Here is a 20,447-nt window from a genome sequence, read left to right as displayed (position 1 = left end):
GGCGGTTGATCGGGGGTTAGCTAGTGCTCCCCCCGGCGGGTGCCCGGCTGGCTGAACTGCGGCCGGGTGCCCTGGGGGCCGACCGGGGACCACATCAGGGACCTGACGCTGACCCGGCCGCACGACGAGACGACGTTCATCGACGGACGGACCGCTCGTACTGATCACCGGGGCGCGACAAGCCGGCCGCGCCCGCACCCGTTCACCGCGTACGCCGTTCCAGCCCGCCGTGCTCTCATGCCGCCGGGCGGGTCGGGCGTGCCCGAGCCTGGAGGAGTCCCATGCCCCGAAGGACCGCTGTTGTGACCGGTGGAGCCGGATTCATCGGATCCCACCTGTGCGACGCGTTGATCCGCGACGGCCTCGCCGTGGTCTGCGTGGACAACTTCCTGACTGGCAGCCGCGACAACCTCGCGCACCTGCTCGGCACCGAGCACTTCGAGCTGGTCGAGCAGGACGTCAACGACAAGCTCGTCGTCGCGGGCGAGGTGGACGTGGTGTTCCACCTGGCCTCGCCGGCCTCCCCGGCGGACTACCTGCGTCACCCGCTTCCGACGCTGTCGGTCGGCTCTATCGGCACGCTGAACGTGCTGGAGTTGGCGAAGGAGCGCGGGGCCCGGTTCGTCCTGGCCTCGACTTCGGAGGTGTACGGCGACCCGCACCAGCACCCGCAGACCGAGGCGTACTGGGGAAACGTCAATCCGATCGGACCGCGCAGCGTCTACGACGAGGCCAAGCGCTTCTCGGAGGCGAGCACCGCCGCGTACCGCCGTGAGTTCGGCACCAACACCGCGATCGTGCGGATCTTCAACACCTTCGGCCCGCGGATGCGCACCGACGACGGCCGCGCGGTGCCGGCCTTCGTCACCCGGGCGCTCGCCGGGCAGCCGCTGCAGGTCGCCGGGGACGGCGGCCAGAGTCGCTCGCTGTGCTACGTGGAGGACACGGTGGCCGGGCTGCTGGCTGTCGCCGCGAGCGACCACCCGGGCCCGGTCAACCTGGGAACCGAGGACGAGCGGACGGTGCTGGCCCTCGCCCACTTGGTCCTCGACCTCACCGGCTCCGCCGCGGAGGTGGAGTTCACCGCCCTGCCCGAGGACGACCCGGTCCGCCGCAGGCCCGACACCACCCTGGCCCGCGAGGAGTTTGGGTGGGCACCGCGGACGGCGATCGAGGACGGCCTGGCCGCCACCGTTGCCTGGTTCGCCGAACAGCTCGCTGCCGGGGCCACCCGGTGAGCGCGCCGACCGCCGAGATCCTCGGCCGACTCTGGGAGGACGGGTTCACCGTCGTCCCGGCCGTGGTCACCGATCCGCTGCTGGAGCGGCTGCGCGCGGAGGCCGACGCGATGGTCGCCGCCTTCGAGGACGGCCACCGCAGCGACGACTTCTGGCACTTCACCCGAGAGGGTGAGAGCACGCCGGTGCTCTACCGCGTCCACAATCTCGAGCAGCAATCGGGCGCCCCGCTCGCGGCCGGGCTGTTCGCCACCGGCCCGCTGCACCACCTCGCCGAGTCCATCCTGGGCGGTCCGGCGCGGGCCCGCGTCGTCGCCTTGATCGTCAAGATGCCGCACGTGGCCGCCGCCGTCCCCTGGCACCGCGACCGCACCGACGCCGAACCCGGCCGCGCCATCAACCTGAGCCTGTTCCTGGACGACTCCGACGCCTCCAACGGAGCGCTGGAGTTCGTGCCCGGCAGCCACCTCCTGGCCGACGACGCCGACGTGGACCAGGTCCGCGAGGCCGGGCCCGTGCTGACGGTCGGCGCGAAGGCCGGCGACGTGGCCGTGCACGACGTGCGGACCGTCCACGCCTCGCGCCCCAACCCCACCGAGCGGCCCCGCCGCAGCCTCGTCATCGAGTTCGTCCCCGACACCACGGAGGCACCGTGACCAGCACCGAACCCGCCCGCCGCCCGAAGGTCGCCACCGTCACGGTCGGCACCAACGAGGCGCGCTGGCTGACCGCCTGCCTGTCCACTCTCCTCGCCAGCAACACCCCCGACCTCGACCTCACCGTCTACTACGTCGACAACGCCTCCACCGACGGCAGCACCGAGATGATCCGTGACGCCTTCCCCACGGTGCAGATCATCCAGAACGACGCCAACCTCGGCTTCGCCCGCGCCAACAACGTCGGCATGCGCGCCGCCCTGACCGCTGGCGCCGACTACGTGTTCCTCGTCAACCCCGACACCCGCACCCCGGCCGACCTCGTCCACCAGCTGACCGCCTTCATGGAGCAGTGGCCCACCTACGGCATCTGCGGCCCCATGCAGTACGTCTACACCGAGGCCGACGGCGGGCCCGTCACGCTGGACGAGCACAACGAGTGGTCGCGCCTCGCGCTGAAGCTCGGCGAGGCCGACGGCTTCGTGGGCGACCGCCCGAACCGACCCTCCCCGGCCGGACCCGCGCACGGCCGGGCCCCCGCCACCCTGGAGCACGCCTACGTCCAGGGCACCGCCCTGCTCGTCCGGACCGAGGTCCTGCGCACGCTCGGACTGTTCGACCGGGTTTTCCACACCTACTACGAGGAGACCGACCTGTGCCGCCGGGCCCGCTGGGCGGGCTGGCGGGTCGCCCTCAACCTGGACCTGGGCATCCAGCACTACGGCGGTGGCGGAACCGGCGCGAGCACCTACCGGCGGGTGCAGATGCGCCGCAACCGGTACTACTTCCTGCTCACCGACGTCACCTGGACGTGGCCCGCGATCCTCTCTCTGGCCGGGCGGTGGCTGCGCCAGGACCTGGCCGGCCGCTCGGTCGGCGGGAACACTACTCCGGTCCGTGGGTGGGCGGAGACGGCCGTCGCCGCCTGGTGGCTGCTGCGGCTCACCCCGACCATCGCCCGGCGCCGCCGAGCCCACCGCCGACTGCGCACCGCCGGGGGCGCGCGATGACCAGGGTGCTGTTCGCCGGGGACTTCCACTGGCAGGCCGGATCGGCGCACATGATCGCCGAGTACGTGCGCGCCGCCCCGGCGCTGGACTGCGAGGTCGCCCTCGCCGGGCCGCTGTGCCGCCTGGACGACCAGGTCCCCGACCTGCTGCCGGTCGTCGACGACCTGGCCTGGGGCACCCACCTGGTCCTGGTCTTCGAGGGCCGCCAGTTCCTGGACGGGCGACGGCTGGAGCTGTGCGAGCGCTTCCCGCGGGAGCGCCGGATCGTCCTGGACCCGGACGCCCACTGGGGCGAGCACACTGTCCTCGGCGTGGACGACTCCGCCGGAGCCTACGGCCACCAGCAGTGGCAGCAGCTGTACCGGGACCTGAGCGACCTGATCCTCCAGCCGCGCCTCGGCAAGCTCCCCGACGGCGCCCAATTCTTCCCCTACTTCGGGATGCCCAAGCCGGTGCACCGCCCGGAGCGGACACCGGTCGCGACCTACGACCTCCAGTACGTCGGCGCGAACTGGTGGCGCTGGGACGCCCTCGCCCAGCTCATCGAGGCCGCCCGGTCGGCGAGGCCACCGCTGACCCGCCTGCGGGTAGCCGGCCGCTGGTGGTCCGGCGACCCGCACCCCGAGCACCTCGCCGCCACCGCCAACCGGCCCGGCTGGCTGGCCGAGCGCGGAGTCAAGGTCACCGGACCCGTCCCGTTCGGCCAGGTCCTCACCCAGATGGCGAAGGCCGAGATCACCCCAGTCCTGGCCCGGCCCCTGCTCGCCCACCAACACCTGCTCACCCCACGCATGTTCGAGACCATCGCGGCCGGCACCATGCCCGCCCTTCCGCCCGAACTCGCCTACACCACCGACCTCTACGGCGAGCAGATCGGCCCGTTCCTGCTCGGCGGCTACCCGGCCGAGGACCTCGCGCGGCTCCTGCGCGACGGCCCCGCCAACCGTCAAAGGCTTGGCCGAATCCAGGACGAACTCCGCCGCCGGTTCAACTACCGGCGCGTCCTCGGCGACCTCCTCGCCTTCACCCACTAGCCCGGAGGACCCCGTGCCCAACATCCTGATCACCGGCATCACCAGCTGCGAGAGCCGAGGCGTCGAGGCCCTCGCCCGCTCCCTGGCCACCGCGCTCACCGCCGCGCCCGACACCACGGTCACCGTCCTCACCCAGACCCCCGACCTCGACAGCGAAGCGCTCGCCGGAAGCGGCGCCGACTGCACCGCCGACCCGTTCGTCGTCTCCCGCTCCTGGGCCACGATGCGGCCGGTCGAAACCGAGCAGCACCGCCGCGAACGCGCCGCCCGCCTCCTTCAGCACGCGGACATGGTCCTCGCCACCGGAGGTGACCTGCACACCTCCGACTACGGAGTCTCCACCTCCTACCTCGCCGTGCTCGACCGCGCCCAGAAGCTCGGCATCCCCACCGCGATGATCGGCCAGTCCGTCGGCCCGTTCACCGACCCCGCCGAGCAGGCCGCGTTCACCGCCACCGCCCAGCGCCTCGACCTGCTGACCGTCCGGGAGACCACCACCCTGGCCTACCTCACCGGCCCCCTCGCTCTACCCGACGACCAGGTGGTGCTCTCCGCCGACCCCGCCTTCCTCCTCCAGCCGGGCGGCCCCGACCGCGCCGCGCAGCTGCTCGCCACCGCCGGCCTCGACCCCGCCCAGGAGTACGTGTGCCTGGCACCGAGCCGGGGCGTCACCCGCTACAGCCCGATCAGCGACACCCAGCACCTGGACGCGCTGACCCGACTCGCCGACACCCTGTGGCGCGTCCGCTGCCGCCCGCTAGTCCTGGTCCCGCACTGCCACGACTCCCGCGAGCACAACGACGACCGCCTCCTGGCCCGGCAGATCGCGGCCCGCCTGTCGCACGTGCCGGTGCACGTCCTGGACGCCGACGGCACCGGGGCCGCCGACTACAAGGCCGTCCTCGGAGGCGCGGAGCTGGTCGTCTCCGAGCGCCTGCACGCCTCGATCGGCGCCCTGTCCAGCGGCACCCCCGCCGTCGCCCTCGGCCACAGCCCGAAGTTCCACGGCGTCCTCGCCGACACCTACGGCCCCGACGTCCCAGCCGACGACGTCCACCGCGACATCGCCGCCTTCACCACCGACCCGGACGCCGCCGACCACCTCGCCCACCTCGACACCGCCAAGCTCCGCGACCACCTCGCCACCCGCCTCCCCACCCAGGTCGCGCTCGCGACCGCGGACATCGCCCGGGTGCGCGCCCTCCTCACCTCCTGAACATCCCAACCCGATCGGAGCACAGCATGGCCCTGCACCTGGTGACCGGCGGAGCCGGATTCATCGGCTCCCACCTCGCCGACCGGCTCCTGGCCGCCGGACACGAGGTCGTCGTCCTGGACAACCTCGACGGCGGCAAGAAGGAGAACGTCCCCGACAGCGCGCGGCTCGTCGTCGGCTCGATCGCCGACCGCGCCACCGTGGACGACCTCTTCGCCGACCACGCCTTCGACAGCGTCTTCCACCTGGCCGCGTTCGCCGCCGAGGGCATCAGCCACGCCGTCAAGGCCCACAACTACGAGGTCAATGTCCTCGGCAGCATCCACCTGGTCAACGCCGCCCTGCGCACGAAGGTCCGGTACTTCTCCTACGCCTCCTCCGTCGCCGTCTACGGCACCGGCCGCGTCCCGATGTGCGAGGACGACCACCCCCAGCCCGTCGACAGCTACGGCAACGCCAAGCTCACCATCGAGCGCGAACTCGCCATCACCGCGCACCTGCAGGGCCTGCCGTTCACCGCGCTGCGGATGCACAACGTCTACGGCGAGCGCCAGAACATGGGCGACCCCCTGCGCAACGCCGTGGCGATCTTCCTCAACCAGATCCTGCGCGGCGAGCCGATCACCGTCTACGGCGACGGCAGCCAGCGCCGCTCCTTCACCTACGTCCACGACATCGTCGGCTGCTTCCTCGACGCCGCCGACAACCCCCAGCACTGGAACCGGGTGATCAACGTCGGAAGCCAGCAGCCCTGCACCGTCCTGGAGATGGCCCACGCGGTCCGCGAGGCGATGGGCGTGCCGGACCACCCGATCCGCCACCTGGAGACCCGCGAAGAGGTCCACGCCGCCTACACCAGCAGCGAGCTGGCCCGGATGCTGCTCGGCGGATGGGAGGACACCCCGCTGGCCGCCGGCCTCGCCGCCACCGCCGCCTGGGCCAAGGGCCACGGTCCCGTCACCCCGCGCAGCACGCTCACCCTCGAAACCGGCTCCGACACCCAGCCCGAGTGGTACACCACCGCCACCTCCCGGACGGACGCCCTGTGACCAAGCCCGCCGCCGCCCCGGCCGTCGAGACCATCGCCACCGACGTCGGCGGCGTCCTCTACTACGACGAGCCCTTCGAACTCGCCTGGCTCCAAGGCGTCCTGGAGCAGGCCGGCGAAGCCGACCCGTCCTTGACCATCGAACGGTTCACCGCGGAGATGCGCCGCTTCTACCTCCAGCGGGCCAGCGCCACCGCCAGCCCCGGTCTCTACAGCCCGGCCGGCGCGCACGCCTGGACCAGTGTCCGCCGACGCTGGTCCGACCTCGCGCAGATGGTCCCCGGTGCCGTCGCGGCCCTCGCCGCCCTCGCCGAGCACCGGCCGGTGTGCGTGGTGGCCAACCAGCCCCCCGAGTGCGAGGAGACCCTGCGCGCCAGCGGCGCCACTGAGCACTTGGCCCTCGTCGCCCTCGACACCACTGTGGGCATCGCCAAGCCCGACCCCGGCCTGCTCGGCTGGGCCATCGAGCAGCTCGGTTGGACCCCGGCCACCACCCTCATGGTCGGCGACCGGCCCGACCACGACGCCGCCCCCGCCCAGCGCCTCGGCGCGCACGCCGCGCTCGTCCCCCCGCCCACCGGTTGGAACGCACCGCCCGGCACCGACCCGGCGCTGGTCGCCGCCTACCGGGAGGTGCGCGCCGAACGCCTGGAGGTCCGCCGGCACCCCGCCGCCGACCACAGCCTGCACGCCCGCGACCTCGCCGACCTGGCCACCCGGCTCACCGACCGCGCCCCGGCCCGGCGCCGAACGGTGGTGGTCCGGTGACCGTCCCGCTCACGGTGGCGGTGTGCAGCAACCGGCCCGGCCTGCTGCTGGCCGCCCTCGACCGGCTCCCCGGTGTACTCGGCACGGACGACCACCTCGTGGTCGTCGTGGACACCGCCGCGGACGCCGCGAGCCAGCGGCGGCTCACTGAGCCCGCTGATCGCCGCACCGTCCTCTTCAACGGGGCCACCATCGGCCTGTCCTACAGCCGCAACCTCGCGCTGAAGGAGGCCCCCACCCGCTACGTCGTCTTCGTGGACGATGACATCGTCCCCACCACCGGCGCCATAGAGGACTTGCGCACCGCCTTGGCCGACGGGGCGCACGTGGTCGGCACCCGTATCACCGCCGATTTCCAAGGCCGTCGAACCCCGTGGTGGCTCACTGCCGGGCAGCTGCACTACCTCGGCTCCCACCACCCTGACCTGCCCGCCAGCATCTGGGGTGGGTGCTTCGCCCTCGACCGCGACCACGCCCGGCTGCTCGGCCTCGACTTCGACAGCCGTCTGGGCCGCGTCGGCACCAACCTGGCCTCCGCCGAGGACACCACGCTGGTGCGTCGGCTCGCCGCTCTCGGCGCAACCACCGCCATCCTCCACCACACCCAGGTCCGCCACCTGATCCCCGCCCACCGGCTCCACCCCGGCTACCTCCTGCGCCGCGCCTACTGGCAGGGCCGCAGCGAGGTCCGCCGTGGCACCGCCGGCGCCGGCCTGCACAAGGAATGGACACGCAACCGCTCCGGCGGCCCTGGCGCTCGCCCCGCCGTGCTCGCCGTCCTTTACACGGTTGCCGTGCTGACCGGTGTCGGCCGCGAACTCCTCGACCCCGCTCGGAGGCGCTCGTGAAGATCGCCATGCTCAACCCGCCTCACCGCTTCGGGCAGGACACCCGCCGATGGATCACTGTCCCGCCGCAGGGCTACGGCGGCATCCAGTGGGTGGTCGCCACCCTCATCGACGGACTCCTTTCCGTCGGCCACGAGATCCTCCTGGTCGGCGCACCTGGCAGCACCCTCCGGCCGGGCCTCACCGTCTCCGGCGCCACCACCTACGACACCACCCGGGACGCGCTGCGAGCATTCGGCCCGGACGTGGTGCACGACCACACCAACGGTCAGCTGCTGCCCGCCGTACCCGACTGGCCCGCCATACGCACCCACCACCTCAACGGCGTGCCCGAGCACACGGCGAACGGCGTCTACCTCTCCCACGCCCAGCGCCGCGCCGCCGGGTCCGCGGATGCACCGGTCATCCGGCTGCCGGTCAACCCCGACCGCTACACCTACCAGGAGGAGAAGGACGACTTCCTGCTGTTCCTCGGCCGCGTCTCCGTCCACAAGGGCGCCAGGGACGCCGCCGCCTTCGCCCAAGCCGCCGGCCTATCCCTGAAGCTCGCCGGACCCGCTTGGGAGCCGGACTACCTGCACGGCATCCTCACCGACTACCGCGGCACCGCCGAGTACGTCGGCGAGGTCGGAGGCAGCCGGCGCACCGAGATGCTCGCCGCCGCCCGCGCCCTGCTCGTCCTCTCTCAGCCGTTCGGCGGACCCTTCGGAGGCGAGTGGATCGAACCTGGCGCCACCGTCGTCGCCGAGGCCGCCGTCAGCGGCACCCCGGTCATCGCCACCGACAACGGGTGCCTCGCCGAGATTGCTCCGCACGTTGGCACCGTCCTGCCGGCCGAGCGGACGCCCACCCCGGAGGAGACCGCCAAGATCCTGGCCGGCCTCCCGGCCCCGGAGTACCTCCGAGCCACCGCCGTCGACCGCTGGGGCCACCACGTGATCGCCGCGAAGTACCTGGAGGTCTACCGCCGCGCCGTCGCGGGAGGCACCTGGACCTGACCTGCGGTCAGCGCGAACGCTTCCCGGCCGCGATCCGCTGCCGGGAAGCCTCGTACAGCACCGCGGTCGCGGCGTTCGCCGCGTTCAGCGAACTGGCCGCACCCGTCATCGGGATGCTCACCGTGAAGTCGCACAGCTCCCGCCACGTGCTGGACAGCCCGGTCGTCTCGTTGCCCACCAGCAGCAGAACCGGCTGAGTCAGGTCGAAGTCGTAGACATCGGCGTCGCCCTTCTCGTCCGTGCCCACCAGGACCAGGGGGTGACCGGCGGCACGCTGCTGCTCCACCCAGGTCATCACCTCGGTCGGCCCCGGCACCCGGACGGACGGCAGCGAGAAGAGGCTGCCGGTCGTCGCCCGCACGGCCTTCGGGTCGTAGATGTCAGCGGCGTGGCCGGAGACGATCATGCCGTGTGCCCCGAAGGCGTCTGCCGACCGGATGATGCTCCCGATGTTGCCCGGCGTGGTCGGCCGGTCGAACAGGACGCCCAGGAAGTCCGGTCCGACCTCGATCCGACCGAGGTCGTCCGCCGGCACGCCGACCACCGCGATCACCTCGGGCGCCCCCTCGGTCTTCTCGCCCAGCTCCGCCAGCAGCTCGGGAGCCATCACGACCCGCTCGGCCCGGGTCGTCCGGAGCAGCTCCTGCGCCCAGCTCGACAGCTTCCGCCGGTCGTCGTAGATCAGCGCATGGATCGGCCAGCCGTACTCAACGGCGAGTGAGATTGGCCGAACCCCCTGGACCAGGAACTCGCCGAGCTGGTTGCGCTTCTTCCGGTTCGTGAGCAGGGCCTCCCACAGCTGGAACTTCGCGTTGCGGGAGGTGATCCGCTGGATCGCTGGCACCTGTCCTCCAAGATGAGCCGACTTCTTCGATGCGTTCCGACCACGGCGGAGTCCGCACCAGCGCAGCTCGAAACCCTACACCGGCAGTACCGCCCGACCGTGTTCGCGGACCGGCCGACACTGAGACCCCCGCATGTGCGTCTGCCTCAACACCGCTAGTGGTAGATGCAGAGGTGAGGGCGATACGCGCACTTCGTCCTGTGTGATCAAGGTCGCTCGGCGTCGGCTTCACTTGCGGACGGTTCGCGGCTATGGTCCGTCGTCCCTCCGGTTGGGACAGGCCCGACCGAGGAACGAGGAGGCCCTCCCTGCGTATCCACCGCAGCCCGCACCCGACCCGATTCGTGATCATCCCGAACGCCCTGGCGCAGAACCGCGCGATCTCCTATACCGCCAAGGGTCTGTTCGTCGACCTGATGTCGCGGCCGGAGGAGTGGCGGGAGACCTGCCGGCAGATGGCGGACTCCAGTCCGCAGGGCCGGAAGGCGGTGGAGGACGCGCTCGACGAGCTTCGGGCGTGGGGGTACTACCGAGTGGACGTGGTGCGGTTGCCGAACGGCCGCCTCCGCTCCGAGGCCCACCTTTTCGACGTGCCGCAGCGGGCGATGCTGCCGGGTGCCGACATACCGGCGTCCGGTGAGCCGGAGTACGGCGATCCTGACACCCTTCTTGGAAAGAACCTGGTGAAAGAACCCTCCCTCCCTGTCGCCGAGGAGCCGCAGGCGGAGGAGCCGCGCGGATCGCGGCCCGAGGGGGAGAGGGGAGGGCGGGGGGACGAACCCGACTCCCGAACGACCGTCAACAGCGGGCAGGAGGCCGACGAGGAGACTCGGGCGGCGGCTGCGATCCTCCTGCGGGCGGTCCGGCCCGAGCGCAGACTGCCGCTCGGGCAGGCCGAGGCGTCGGCCCTCGCGCCGCTGGTGCGGGCGTGGCTGGACCGGGGCGGCTCGGAGGACGGCCTGCGCGAGGCGCTGCTGGCCGGGCTGCCGGGCGTGATCTACTCGCCGGCCAAGGTGGTCCAGAACCGTCTCGAGCGCAAGATGCCGTCGTCGCAGTGCCTGGACGCGCCGCCGTCGCAGCGCCGACGCCTCGCCGAGTGCGAGGAGTGCCGGGATCCGCTGCCGAAGCCGGGCCTGTGCCCGGCGTGCTCGGGAACTCGCCGCCAGAGCGGTCCGGACGAGGCGCGGGCACGGACTACGGCCAGAGGGCTGGCCAAGGTCCGGGCTGCGATGGCCACCGGGACGGCCGAGGCCGCGTAGGGCCTGCTGACGGGCGCGTGAGCAGATCCGCGACCATGCTGACCTGGGTAACGCTTGCGGCCCGCGTGGGCCCGGCGTGCCCGCGTGTGCGGGGGCGAGGAGGAATCCCTGCCCCCGCACACGCGGACACCTAGACGTGCACCGGCAGGGTTACCAGGCCGCGGACCAGCCGGGACTGCCGCCAGACGAGCTGGTCGGCCGGGACGGCCAGCCGAAGGCCGGAGGAGTGTGCCAAGAGGACGGAGAGCACGATCTCGAGCTCCGCGCTGGCCAGCGGTGCGCCCAGGCAGCGGTGGATCCCGTGGCCGAAGGCGAGGTGGCTGGCAGCGTTCGGACGGTCGAAGTCGAGCCGGTCGGGGTCGGGGAACTTCGCCGGGTCGCGGTTGGCTGCGCCCGGGCAGACGAAGACCGGGTTGCCGGCGGGCACCGTGTGTCCGGCGAGGTCGACCTCCTCGGGTGCCCATCGCCACGTGGCGATGCTGACTGGGGAGTCGTACCGCAGCAGCTCGTCGACGGCGTCGGCGATGCAGTGCGGGCTGGTGCGCAGGTGCTCCAGTTCGGCGGGGTGCTGGAGCAGCGCCAGCACGGCGTTGCCGATCGCCGCGGTGGTGGTCTCGTGGCCCGCGACCAGGAGCAGCACGGCGAGCGAGAGCAGCTCGTCCTCGCTGAGCCGGTCCTCGTCCTGGTCGTGGACCGCGATCAGGTCGGAGAGCAGCGAGCGGTCCGGGTGGGCGCGCTTGGCCTCGATCAGCCCGGCCATGTAGTCGGCCAGGGCGTGGGAGGCCGCGTCGATCCGATGGTGGTCGCCGGTGGCGAACAGGTCGGTCGACCAGGCCCTGATCGAGTCCCTGTCGGTTGTCGGTACGCCGAGGAGCTGGCAGATGACGGTGACCGGCAGCGGGCCGGCCAGCTCCTCGACGAGGTCGACCTCGTCGCCGGGCTCCCAGCCCCCGACCAGCTGTTCGGCGAGAGCGCGGATGTAGAGGCGCAGCCCGTCGATCCGGGTCGGGGTGAACGCCTTCGTCACCAGCCGACGCAGCCGGGTGTGCTCGGGTGGGTCGACGGTGAGCATGGTGCGGGCGACGGCGGGGTGGAGCGACCGGTTGGAGGGCCTGTCCGCGAAGTAGGCGCCGGCGTCCTTGGACAGCGGTGCGGTGAACGCTTGACGGGCCTCGTCGTAGCCGGTGACGAGGGTCGAGGTGGAGGCCCCGCCGTCCAACGAGACCTGCAGGACCGGGGAGGAGGTCCGCAGGGCGGTGTAGGTGGGGTAGCGGTCGGCGTAGAACGCCGGGTCGGCGAAGGGGGAGGCCATAGTCGTTCCCTATGCCGCAGCGGGAGCCGCCTGCCGCTGGGCGGCTACGGCGGTGCGGACGATGTCGTTGGTCGCGTACTGCTGGGCAACCGAGCGTAGCCACAGGGCCTCGGCACGGAGGTCTCCCGCGCGGGCGGACTCGCCGGTGGCCTGGCGGGCGGGAGCCTGCTGCGGCCGGGCGCCGCTGCGGGCCGCCTCGATCGCCGCAGCGACGACGGCCGCCTCGACGATCGCCGCACCGGTCGAGGTGCCGTCCTGGCCGCGGCGGGCGACGGCGTCGGTGGCCAGCCGTTCGATCGCGGGTGAGCGGTAGGGGTCCAGGTCGAGGATGCCGTCGCAGACCTCTACCACCCGGCGGTGCAGGACGACGTCCGGGTCGGTCTCGATGACGACCGCCCGCAGGACGACCTGCGGGCGAACTGCGGTCAAGTCCGTCCACAGCGGCAGCAGGTCCTGGGCGGTCTTGCGCTCCCACCGTCGGCGCAGCATCTTGGCGGCCGGCCACAGCAGGGCCGGGACGGTCAGGCCGGCGGTGATCAGCAGCACGCCCACCAGGGGCGCGGTGAACGAGAACGCACAGCGGTACGGCGTGACGAGCGTGGTGCAGCGGGGGCCGCCCGGGAAGAGTTCGACGCCGGCGATCGAGGCTCCGGAGTTGACCACCTTGTAGGCCAGGTAGAGCAGGACGAAGAAGCAGCCGGCGGCGGCGGCGCGGAGGCCGGCACGGTGGACCCGCCAGGGCGACTGGCTGCTGCGGTGCCAGGTCTGGGTGAGGCAGTCGTAGGTGGCGTGGCCCATGACCAGCACGTAGGCGAGGGTGTAGACGTGCAGGAGCACGGGGGCCTGGCCCCAGTGGGTGTTCGTGAACTCGCTGCTCCAGCGGCGGTCTGTGGGGACCGCGAAGAAGGAGGCCGTCATCACGGCGACGGCCACGCCGAGGACAGCGAGCCGGGGCCGGAGCCGTCTGCGGGCCTCTGTCCTCTCGTGGTTGAGGAACATGAGCCAGGAGACGACGCTGACGCTCGCGACGAGCATCAGCGCGTTGCTGACCAACTTCGCGAGGTCGCGGGTGATACCGTCCGCCGCGTCCTGCACGCCGGGGTGGAATCCCACGATGGCGACGGCCCAGGCGAGCAGCATCGTGATGGTGCTGGCGGAATTTGCTGGCCGGGCCTGGCCGTTCCGGCGCGGGCGGATCCAGAACAGGGCGGCTGCCATGAGGAGGGCAGGGAGCCCGAGCGTAATGAGGCGGATCATGGGTGGTGGTTCTTTCAGTCAGGTGAACATCGCGCCCCACCGCTCGTCGGCGGCGGTGGGGCGCTGTGCGGGCATCACGGTCGCGCGATACATCCGCTGGATGATGAGGGATGCCATCAGCTCGGCCTCCTGCTCGTCCTCCGTCTCATAGGACGTGCGGGCCGAAATTCCGAGGATCGACCAATCGGTGGAGTCGGCCAATTCCTCGTCCGACGGAATGTCGGCGAGCCTGATCGAGCCCGGATGGCGGCAGAGGATGTGGCCGAGTTCATGGGCGATGATCTGGATTCGGTGAAGTGGTGACGCGGTTATCTCATAGGAGATGACCTCGCGGTCCGAATACCTTTCCCGGAGGCCGCAGGCGAAATTTCCCTTCATGTCGCGCGGCTCCACGATAATGGGGCGGCCGATCAGCGTGGAGACTGCCTCGACCAGCTCGTACTCGGTGAAGCGGTGAGGCAGCAGAGGGAGGAGGTCGTTGAGGCGGTCCTCGCAGGCCGCATACACAATCCCCTCCTGAAACGATCTTGAGGCCGATCTGCACTCATGGCGACGGCCCGCACCGCGGTCGTGACGGGGATGATCGTAGACATACGCATGAAGATCGTTTTTGTTAATGATCTTCATGCGGCGAAGGGGGGCGTACCGAGTTGCTCGGCGCTTGTTTCACGTCGTCACGGAACGTGCTGATGCGCATCATGTGCCCGATTGGAATGCGCGAGATCTCGGGGCTGCAGTGGATGACGGGGTGTTATTTCATCACCGAAAGTGAGTTCTCGTGCCCATGTCAAATGGCGTCGTGATCTGCGTCTCATTTCTCCAGAGTGCCCCCCGGCCTGCTCGTATTTCTGAATGGTGCGGCGGAGATGGAAATGCGCACAGGCTCGACGGTCGAGTCTATGCGCATAGATTCCGTTGAAAAATGAATCGCCCCGAGGGGCGTGCAGGCGGGGGTCAGGAGGCGCTCGGCTCCCCGGGGTCCAGGCCCTGGGACTTGCGCGCCACCGTGATCATGTCCGCGACCAGCTTGCGGTTCGCCGGAGTCAGGTCCCTGCTGCGCAGTGCGATCGACTCGATGCCGGCGTCCCGCATGGCGTTGTGGAGGTCGCGGTCGATCAGGACCTCGTCCAGCGGCTTGTCGGTCACCCAGATGTCCGGAGGCACGTCGAAGAACTGCGCGACCGCAACCAGGGTGTTGATCTTCGGGTTGTCGTTCGTGCCGGCCTTCATCTGCTTCAGGGTGCTCTCGCTGACCTTCGTCCCGGAGGCCACCTCGGGGATCGAGTAGGGTCCTCGCCCCTGGGGGTGGCGGTGGTCCAGCAGGTAGTTGAAGGTCGCGGCGATCCGCGCCACGCCCTCTCTCGCAGCCTCGGTCATCGGCGCTCCCTCCGTGTCAGATCGTCCCACGCAGACACTTTAGTGCCCGATGGTGCTCAGATGCACATCTCGATCGACAGTTAACTATCCCCATGGTCGACTTTTTGGTGTACGTTGATCACGCCCAACGGACAGTTAACTGTCGATTGGCTGGTCAGGGGCTGTGCTTGGCCCTGTGGCGCGGTGATCGGCGGAGGGGGAACGAGCGGCAGATCGCTGCGCGGACCGCGTCCAAGGGCCGTCCTCGGCGGGCCTCCGGGAGATTCCAGCTCCCTGATGCCACCCGCCGAGGCCGCGGAACACGTCCGAAGCAGCCGGCCAGCCTGTTTCCACCACGCGGCCGATCTGCTCCACCTGCCCAGGAGTCTCCCATGCCCACCTACACGGGTACAGCCGGGTCGCTCTCGCGACCGAGCAGCACCGAGATCGCCACCGCCCCGGCCTCCTTCGTCGAGAGCCTCTCCAGTCTCCTCGCCCCCGACGTCGCCGTCGTCCGCCTGGGCACCGGATCGGCCGGCCACCCCCGTACCGCCGGCCTATTCGACGCCCAGGGTCGGGCCGTGCGCCAGCCGGTCGCCTACCGACAGGCCGCGGCCCGCTGGATCGTCCAGCGCTTTCCCGGCCTCGACCCCCGCAACGTCCACGAGCTGGACCTCGCTACCGGGCGCCTGACCGCCGTGGGCGCCGACGCCACCCCGATGGCGGCCTGACCCCGTACCACCCCGAAGGCCCGACCTCCGCGACCACGAGGCACCACCTCCGCGACGTCGGGTGACCAGCCCTGCCCCGCTCCACGGGGTGAGGCCGTGCTGCCGCGCCCGAGCGCGGCGCCTCCCTCTCAACCGGTGACGCGCCGTCGAAGCCCTCTTCCGCCGCGCACCGAGTTCACCGCACCCGCCGCCGCGCCCCGACAACCCCTGGGTGTCGGCCGCCCGTGCCCGCGAAACCAGGACTCCCGTGCCCAGTGCCCCCCTGCCCGCCTGCGCCCCCGAAGCGCAGAGCCCAAGGACGGAGACAGGCGGCCCCGGCCTGCATGTCCCCGACCCCGCCCAGTGGATATCCACCACCACCGGCCGGATCGCGCCGGACACCTACACGTGGATGCAGGCCGTCCACTGGGTCTGCGACACCCAGGCTCACGCGCCGGCCCGTTCCCACGGCCCGCGTTTCGGCCGCACCACGATCCGCATCGCCCAGATGCTCGCCCAGCTCACCCCGTGCAGACCCGGCGTCGACTACCTCGTGCGGATGCTGAAGCTCTCCGAGCGCACCGTGCAGTACCACCTGTCCATCCTCCGCGAGTGCGGCCTGCTCAGCTACGCCAGGAAGGGCAGCCGTGTGCGCCAAGTAGGCCGCCGGGCTTCCGAGTTCGTCCGCACCATCCCCGCGAAGTTCGACGAGGAGATCGGCCTGCGGACCACCGAGTCCGAGTCCTTCATCCGCAAGGTCGTCGGTGTCGGCACCGACGAGGGCCGTCGCGCCCTCGCCCAGCTGGGCAAGAAGGCCGCCCGAACGGTCCGACGGACCAAGCGGCGCACCATCAGGAAGGCCGGTTCCCGTTCCTCCTCGGCCTCCTCACGTTGCACCCCAATGGGGGTCGGTGCTGTCACGTCCTCTCCTGCAACACCTACCAACAACCCCTCTGAGAACGACTTCGGCAACGGGAACGACCAGCAGACGCATCGAGGAGGGAAGGCCTGTCGGCGGCTGAACCGGGTCGGTCGCCGCCACCAGCTCGGCCTCGAACTCGTCCAGCAGGTCACCTGGCTCAGCGGCAGCCCGGTCCCGCGGGTCGCCTGGGCCGTGCGCCACCTCGCCGACGCCGGGTGGACCGCCCACCAGGTCATCGCCGTGCTCGCCCAGCGGACCCCGGCCACCCGGATCCACCGCCCGGTCGGCTTCCTCACCGCCCGCCTGGTCGGAGCCGAGCTGCTGTACGACACCGAGGCCAAGCGCGAGGCGATCGTCGCCTGGTGGCGCGACTCCCCGCAGGCCACCCGGGACCGGCACACCGAGTGGGCCGGCACCTGGCAGGCGCCGCGCAGCACCGCAGTCCGAACCCTCGTCCAGGGCGCCTGGGCGAGAGCGCGGGAGATCGGTCGCCAGCCGCTGGTCGCCCTCGACGGCCAGCCCACCGGCGAGGAACACCGCGAAGCCCGCACCACGGCGTGGCGCCAGTACCTCAGCGGCAGACCTTCCCTGGTCACCTCGGCCCTGGCCATCGCCGGCCGGGAGCGGGCCGAGCAGATCTACGGCCGAGACCTCGTCGAGCGGGTCCTCCGCCTCCGCGCCACCACCAGCCACCTCCGAACGGGAACAGCACGATGAACGACCACCAGCCCGCCATCGGGATCGACCTCGCCCGCCTCGCCCTGCGCCGAGCCCGCGCCGACGCCGCCAAGCGCGGCGACAGCGTGGTGAAGGCCAAGGCCGCCGGGAGGACGACCGAGCCCAGGCGAGGCCGGGCCGACCCGGTGGGCCTCGGTGCGGCCTTGTCCGACCTGATGGTCCAGCACGCCTGGCAGGAGCCGCTGGCCGGCGGCGGACTGCTCGATCTGTGGCCGGCCGCCGTCGGCGAACTCGCCAACCACGTCACCGCGGTGAGCTTCGACCACCAGACGGGTCGCCTCGACGTCCGCGCCGAATCCCCGGCCTACGCGACGCACGTCCGCACCCTCGCTCCGGCGCTCGTCGCAACGCTCAACCAGGCCAATGGAGAAACGATCCTGCGCAGCATCCGAGTCCTGGGCGGCCACCGAGCTCCCGCCACAGCGGGCGCCCGACCGGCCACCCGCAACGACGCCCCCGCACCGGAGCCCAAGATCAAGACCCGGGAGGACGCCTCGCCCGGTTACCTGCGGGCCCTGGCCCAGCTGCAGGCCAGCCGCCCGAGCGCACCCGCGGACTCCAGGACGAGCCCGGCAGTCGACCGGCGGATCAGAACGCTGGCCAGAGGTCCGGAGACGGCACCCCGTCTCTCCGGCCCCCGCCCGCGCTAGCCACCGACAGGCCGGCGCGACCGCCCCCGGTTGCGTCGGCCCGCCCCTCGAACCTCCGCGCCCTGCCCGCGGACCCACCCGGAGAACCCACCCCGTGTCCACCATCACCTCGATCGCCTCCCGCCGCCGCGACAACACCTGGGTGCAGCACGCCGCCTGCGCCGGCACCGGCGCCCCTGACTCCTTCTACCCCCTGCCCGACCAGGCCGAAGAGACCCGGGCCGCCAAGGCCCTGTGCGGCAACTGCCCCGTCAGCGACGAGTGCCTCACCGAAGCGCTGGAGACCAACGACCGGTACGGGATCCGCGGCGGCCTCGTCGAGAGCGAGCGGATCGTGCTGCACCGCCTCAGCACCGTCGGCCGCTGGGAGGAAGACCGCGTCGTCGCCGCCCTCAACGGCCGCCCGGTCCACCTCTCCCGGCAGGAGAAGCACAGCGTCTGCGTGGTCGCCGCCATCCTCGACCTCGACCTGCGGATCTGGGCCCCGGTGCTCGGCATCGGTCGCAAGCGCGCACTCACCCGAGTGCGCGAGGCCCGCGCCCAGCTCGAGAAGCAGCCTTTCCTGTTGCGGCGCGAACAGCGCATCGCCGCCGCCTTCGCGCCGACGGCCACGGCGGTGGCGGCGTGAGTGAGCCGCGCACGCGACAGATGTCCGGCTGGGACGTCGCCGGAATCGGACTGCTCGGCGCGGCCGGCTTCGGCCTCTCCTACGACGCCTTGCAGCAGACGGCCGAGGCCATCCAGGTCCGCGAGCCACTGACCTACGCCTTCCCGCTGGTCGTGGACGGCTTCATCGCCTATGGCGTGCGCGCCCTCGTCCTGCTCCGCGAGGCGAAATGGACGGCTCGCCTCTACACCTGGAGCCTCTTCTCGGGAGCGACCAGCGTCTCCATCTGGGCGAACGCGCTCCACGCCATCACCCTCAACCAGCAGCGGCCCTCGCACGGCGCGTTCCACCTGCAGAGCGCCGCGGTCGGGGCACTGAGCACGCTCGCCCCACTGGGGCTGGCCGGCGCCACCCACCTCTACATCATGATCTCGCGGCACGCTCCTACCGTGCCCGACAGCGAGTTGGCGGCCCCGGAGGACGACAGCGAGATGTTGTCGGTCCAGGCGGAGCGGACCGGCGATCCGGGAAAGATTCGGTCCTGGTGGCGTACCCGCCTCCGCCGAACCCGGTCCGATGCTCCGGAACTCCACCACGCACAGGCTCTTGCGGACCAAACACGCCTTCGGCAGGTCAGCGGTCCGTCCGGTCCGGTCTCCGTGCCGGGTCCGTCCGGTCCGGTCTCCGTGCCGGGCTCGTCCGGTCCGGTCTCCGTGCCGGGCTCGTCCGGTCCGGTCTCCGTGCCGGGCTCGTCCGGTCCGGTCTCCGTGCCGGGTCCGTCCGGTCCGGTTCCCGTGCCGGGTCCGTCCGGTCCGGTTCCCGTGCCGGGTCCGTCCGGTCCGGTTCCCGTGCCGGGTCCGTCCGGTCCGGTCTCCGTGCCGGGTCCGTCCGGTCCGGTCTCCGTGCCGGGTCCGTCCGGTCCGGTCTCCGTGCCGGGTCCGTCCGGTCCGGTTCCCGTGCCGGGTCCGTCCGGTCCGGTTCCCGCGTCGGGTCCGTCCGGTCCGGTCTCCGTGCCGGGCTCGTCCGGTCCGGTTCCCGTGCCGGGTCCGTCCGGTCCGGTTCCCGTGCCGGGTCCGTCCGGTCCGGTTCCCGTGCCGGGCTCGTCCGGTCCGGTTCCCGCGTCGGGTCCGTCCGGTCCGGTTCCCGCGTCGGGCTCGTCCGGTCCGGTTCCCGTGCCGGGTCCGTCCGGTCCGGTTCCCGCGTCGGGCTCGTCCGGTCCGGTTCCCGCGTCGGGTCCGTCCGGTCCGGTTCCCGCGTCGGGCTCGTCCGGTCCGGTTCCCGCGTCGGGTCCGTCCGGTCCGGTTCCCGCGTCGGGTCCGTCCGGTCCGGTTCCCGCGTCGGGTCCGTCCGGTCCGGTTCCCGTGCCGGGCTCGTCCGGTCCGGTTCCCGCGTCGGGTCCGTCCGGTCCGGTTCCCGTGCCGGGTCCGTCCGGTCCGGTTCCCGCGTCGGGCTCGTCCGGTCCGGTTCCGACGACCGGACGGGCCCGGGTGAAGTTGGAGGTGCTGGTGCCTGTTGCCCGAAAGGCCGCCGCTCGGGCCGGCCGGACCAACCGGGAGGTTGTGGCCGCTGGACTCCGCGACGAGGGCTACTCCATCAGCAACGAGCGCATGGGCAAGTTGCTCCGGATGATCGAGGACACCGATGCCCAACCTCCGCCGACCTCCCCACCCAGCTCCGCGCGCCCATCCAACTCCGTCGCACACCAATCCCGCCCCACGCCCAACTCGCTCCCGAGGAAACGTTCATGACCAGCACCACCACACCGAAGACCACCCCCGACGCTCTGATGCGCCTCCTCCTGGAACAGCGCCTCGTCCGCACCGCCACCGCCGCCAACGACGGGAGCTGGCTCGTCCGCCGCACCGCACACGGGCCCAAGGTCGTCCTCGAAGGCCCGATCGAGGTCATGGACTACGGGCTCGGAGTGCTCCTCGACACCAAGCTCGAACTGGAGGGTGCCAGCATCTGAGCTGGCC

General features: G+C 71.7%; 21 protein-coding genes. 16 read left to right on the top strand and 5 right to left on the bottom strand.

What is annotated here, in order from left to right; translation table 11 throughout:
- Window positions 1-281: 281 nt before the first annotated feature.
- From ACFC0B_RS25585 to ACFC0B_RS25545, 9 genes are read left to right on the top strand one after another with little or no spacing between them, the layout of a single operon-like run.
- A complete protein-coding gene (locus ACFC0B_RS25585) occupies window positions 282-1,238 on the top strand; it encodes an NAD-dependent epimerase/dehydratase family protein (RefSeq protein ID WP_376090110.1) in 957 nt (318 codons plus the stop codon).
- On the top strand, window positions 1,235-1,894 hold the full coding sequence (locus ACFC0B_RS25580) for a phytanoyl-CoA dioxygenase family protein (RefSeq protein WP_376090107.1): 660 nt from the start codon (window positions 1,235-1,237) through the stop codon (window positions 1,892-1,894). Before ACFC0B_RS25585 ends, ACFC0B_RS25580 begins: the two co-directional genes overlap by 4 nt.
- Window positions 1,891-2,904, top strand: a complete 1,014-nt coding sequence (locus ACFC0B_RS25575) for a glycosyltransferase family 2 protein (RefSeq protein WP_376090104.1) — start codon at window positions 1,891-1,893, stop codon at window positions 2,902-2,904. Before ACFC0B_RS25580 ends, ACFC0B_RS25575 begins: the two co-directional genes overlap by 4 nt.
- Window positions 2,901-3,938 (top strand): hypothetical protein, encoded by a 1,038-nt coding sequence (locus tag ACFC0B_RS25570; protein WP_376090101.1) that lies wholly within the window; start codon window positions 2,901-2,903, stop codon window positions 3,936-3,938. Before ACFC0B_RS25575 ends, ACFC0B_RS25570 begins: the two co-directional genes overlap by 4 nt.
- Before the next feature lie 13 nt (window positions 3,939-3,951).
- Window positions 3,952-5,154: a polysaccharide pyruvyl transferase family protein gene (locus ACFC0B_RS25565; RefSeq protein ID WP_376090098.1), complete on the top strand. Its 1,203-nt coding sequence runs from the start codon at window positions 3,952-3,954 to the stop codon at window positions 5,152-5,154.
- A gap of 26 nt (window positions 5,155-5,180) precedes the next feature.
- Window positions 5,181-6,203 carry an NAD-dependent epimerase/dehydratase family protein gene (locus ACFC0B_RS25560; RefSeq protein WP_376090095.1) on the top strand — a complete coding sequence of 341 codons (1,023 nt, stop codon included), beginning with the start codon at window positions 5,181-5,183 and terminating at the stop codon, window positions 6,201-6,203.
- Entirely contained in the window at window positions 6,200-6,970 is a 771-nt protein-coding gene (locus ACFC0B_RS25555; protein ID WP_376090092.1) for an HAD family hydrolase, read from the top strand. The genes ACFC0B_RS25560 and ACFC0B_RS25555 overlap by 4 nt, the downstream gene beginning before the upstream one ends.
- Window positions 6,967-7,818: a glycosyltransferase family 2 protein gene (locus ACFC0B_RS25550; RefSeq protein ID WP_376090089.1), complete on the top strand. Its 852-nt coding sequence runs from the start codon at window positions 6,967-6,969 to the stop codon at window positions 7,816-7,818. The genes ACFC0B_RS25555 and ACFC0B_RS25550 overlap by 4 nt, the downstream gene beginning before the upstream one ends.
- Window positions 7,815-8,816, top strand: a complete 1,002-nt coding sequence (locus tag ACFC0B_RS25545; RefSeq protein WP_376090086.1) for a glycosyltransferase family 4 protein — start codon at window positions 7,815-7,817, stop codon at window positions 8,814-8,816. Before ACFC0B_RS25550 ends, ACFC0B_RS25545 begins: the two co-directional genes overlap by 4 nt.
- Before the next feature lie 7 nt (window positions 8,817-8,823).
- Here ACFC0B_RS25545 and ACFC0B_RS25540 read toward each other — a convergent pair whose 3' ends face one another.
- Window positions 8,824-9,660 (bottom strand): TrmH family RNA methyltransferase, encoded by an 837-nt coding sequence (locus tag ACFC0B_RS25540; protein ID WP_376090083.1) that lies wholly within the window; start codon window positions 9,658-9,660, stop codon window positions 8,824-8,826.
- Window positions 9,661-10,004: 344 nt separating this feature from the next.
- Between ACFC0B_RS25540 and ACFC0B_RS25535 the strand changes: the two genes are divergently transcribed.
- Complete coding sequence (locus ACFC0B_RS25535) at window positions 10,005-10,919, top strand: hypothetical protein (protein WP_376090080.1); 915 nt, start codon at window positions 10,005-10,007, stop codon at window positions 10,917-10,919.
- A 130-nt stretch (window positions 10,920-11,049) separates the two neighbouring features.
- On the opposite strand, the gene ACFC0B_RS25530 is transcribed toward ACFC0B_RS25535, so the two are convergent.
- The 4 genes from ACFC0B_RS25530 to ACFC0B_RS25515 all read right to left on the bottom strand — a co-directional run bounded on the left by ACFC0B_RS25530 (window position 11,050) and on the right by ACFC0B_RS25515 (window position 14,865).
- Window positions 11,050-12,231 carry a cytochrome P450 gene (locus ACFC0B_RS25530; RefSeq protein WP_376090077.1) on the bottom strand — a complete coding sequence of 394 codons (1,182 nt, stop codon included), beginning with the start codon at window positions 12,229-12,231 and terminating at the stop codon, window positions 11,050-11,052.
- Window positions 12,232-12,240: 9 nt separating this feature from the next.
- Window positions 12,241-13,488, bottom strand: a complete 1,248-nt coding sequence (locus tag ACFC0B_RS25525) for an MAB_1171c family putative transporter (RefSeq protein WP_376090074.1) — start codon at window positions 13,486-13,488, stop codon at window positions 12,241-12,243.
- 18 nt (window positions 13,489-13,506) lie between these two features.
- Window positions 13,507-14,115 carry a regulator component gene (locus ACFC0B_RS25520; protein ID WP_376090071.1) on the bottom strand — a complete coding sequence of 203 codons (609 nt, stop codon included), beginning with the start codon at window positions 14,113-14,115 and terminating at the stop codon, window positions 13,507-13,509.
- Between the two features lie 327 nt (window positions 14,116-14,442).
- Window positions 14,443-14,865 carry a hypothetical protein gene (locus ACFC0B_RS25515; RefSeq protein WP_376090068.1) on the bottom strand — a complete coding sequence of 141 codons (423 nt, stop codon included), beginning with the start codon at window positions 14,863-14,865 and terminating at the stop codon, window positions 14,443-14,445.
- 371 nt (window positions 14,866-15,236) lie between these two features.
- On the opposite strand from ACFC0B_RS25515, the gene ACFC0B_RS25510 reads away from it, so the two are divergent.
- The 6 genes from ACFC0B_RS25510 to ACFC0B_RS25485 all read left to right on the top strand — a co-directional run bounded on the left by ACFC0B_RS25510 (window position 15,237) and on the right by ACFC0B_RS25485 (window position 20,440).
- A complete protein-coding gene (locus ACFC0B_RS25510; protein ID WP_376090065.1) occupies window positions 15,237-15,575 on the top strand; it encodes a hypothetical protein in 339 nt (112 codons plus the stop codon).
- A 247-nt stretch (window positions 15,576-15,822) separates the two neighbouring features.
- Window positions 15,823-17,193 carry a winged helix-turn-helix domain-containing protein gene (locus ACFC0B_RS25505; protein WP_376090062.1) on the top strand — a complete coding sequence of 457 codons (1,371 nt, stop codon included), beginning with the start codon at window positions 15,823-15,825 and terminating at the stop codon, window positions 17,191-17,193.
- Window positions 17,190-17,864 carry a DciA family protein gene (locus ACFC0B_RS25500; RefSeq protein ID WP_376090059.1) on the top strand — a complete coding sequence of 225 codons (675 nt, stop codon included), beginning with the start codon at window positions 17,190-17,192 and terminating at the stop codon, window positions 17,862-17,864. Before ACFC0B_RS25505 ends, ACFC0B_RS25500 begins: the two co-directional genes overlap by 4 nt.
- Window positions 17,865-17,958: 94 nt before the next feature.
- Window positions 17,959-18,492, top strand: a complete 534-nt coding sequence (locus tag ACFC0B_RS25495) for a WhiB family transcriptional regulator (protein ID WP_376090056.1) — start codon at window positions 17,959-17,961, stop codon at window positions 18,490-18,492.
- A 20-nt stretch (window positions 18,493-18,512) separates the two neighbouring features.
- Window positions 18,513-20,219, top strand: a complete 1,707-nt coding sequence (locus ACFC0B_RS25490; RefSeq protein WP_376090336.1) for a DUF2637 domain-containing protein — start codon at window positions 18,513-18,515, stop codon at window positions 20,217-20,219.
- Complete coding sequence (locus tag ACFC0B_RS25485; protein ID WP_376090053.1) at window positions 20,216-20,440, top strand: hypothetical protein; 225 nt, start codon at window positions 20,216-20,218, stop codon at window positions 20,438-20,440. Before ACFC0B_RS25490 ends, ACFC0B_RS25485 begins: the two co-directional genes overlap by 4 nt.
- Window positions 20,441-20,447 lie beyond the last annotated feature (7 nt).

The sequence above is a fragment of the Kitasatospora sp. NPDC056184 genome (assembly GCF_042268405.1).
In the GTDB taxonomy this organism is placed as follows: Bacteria; Actinomycetota; Actinomycetes; order Streptomycetales; family Streptomycetaceae; genus Kitasatospora.
The sequence above is the reverse complement of the archived record's forward strand: the minus strand, read 5'-3'. Positions and strand labels throughout refer to the sequence as shown.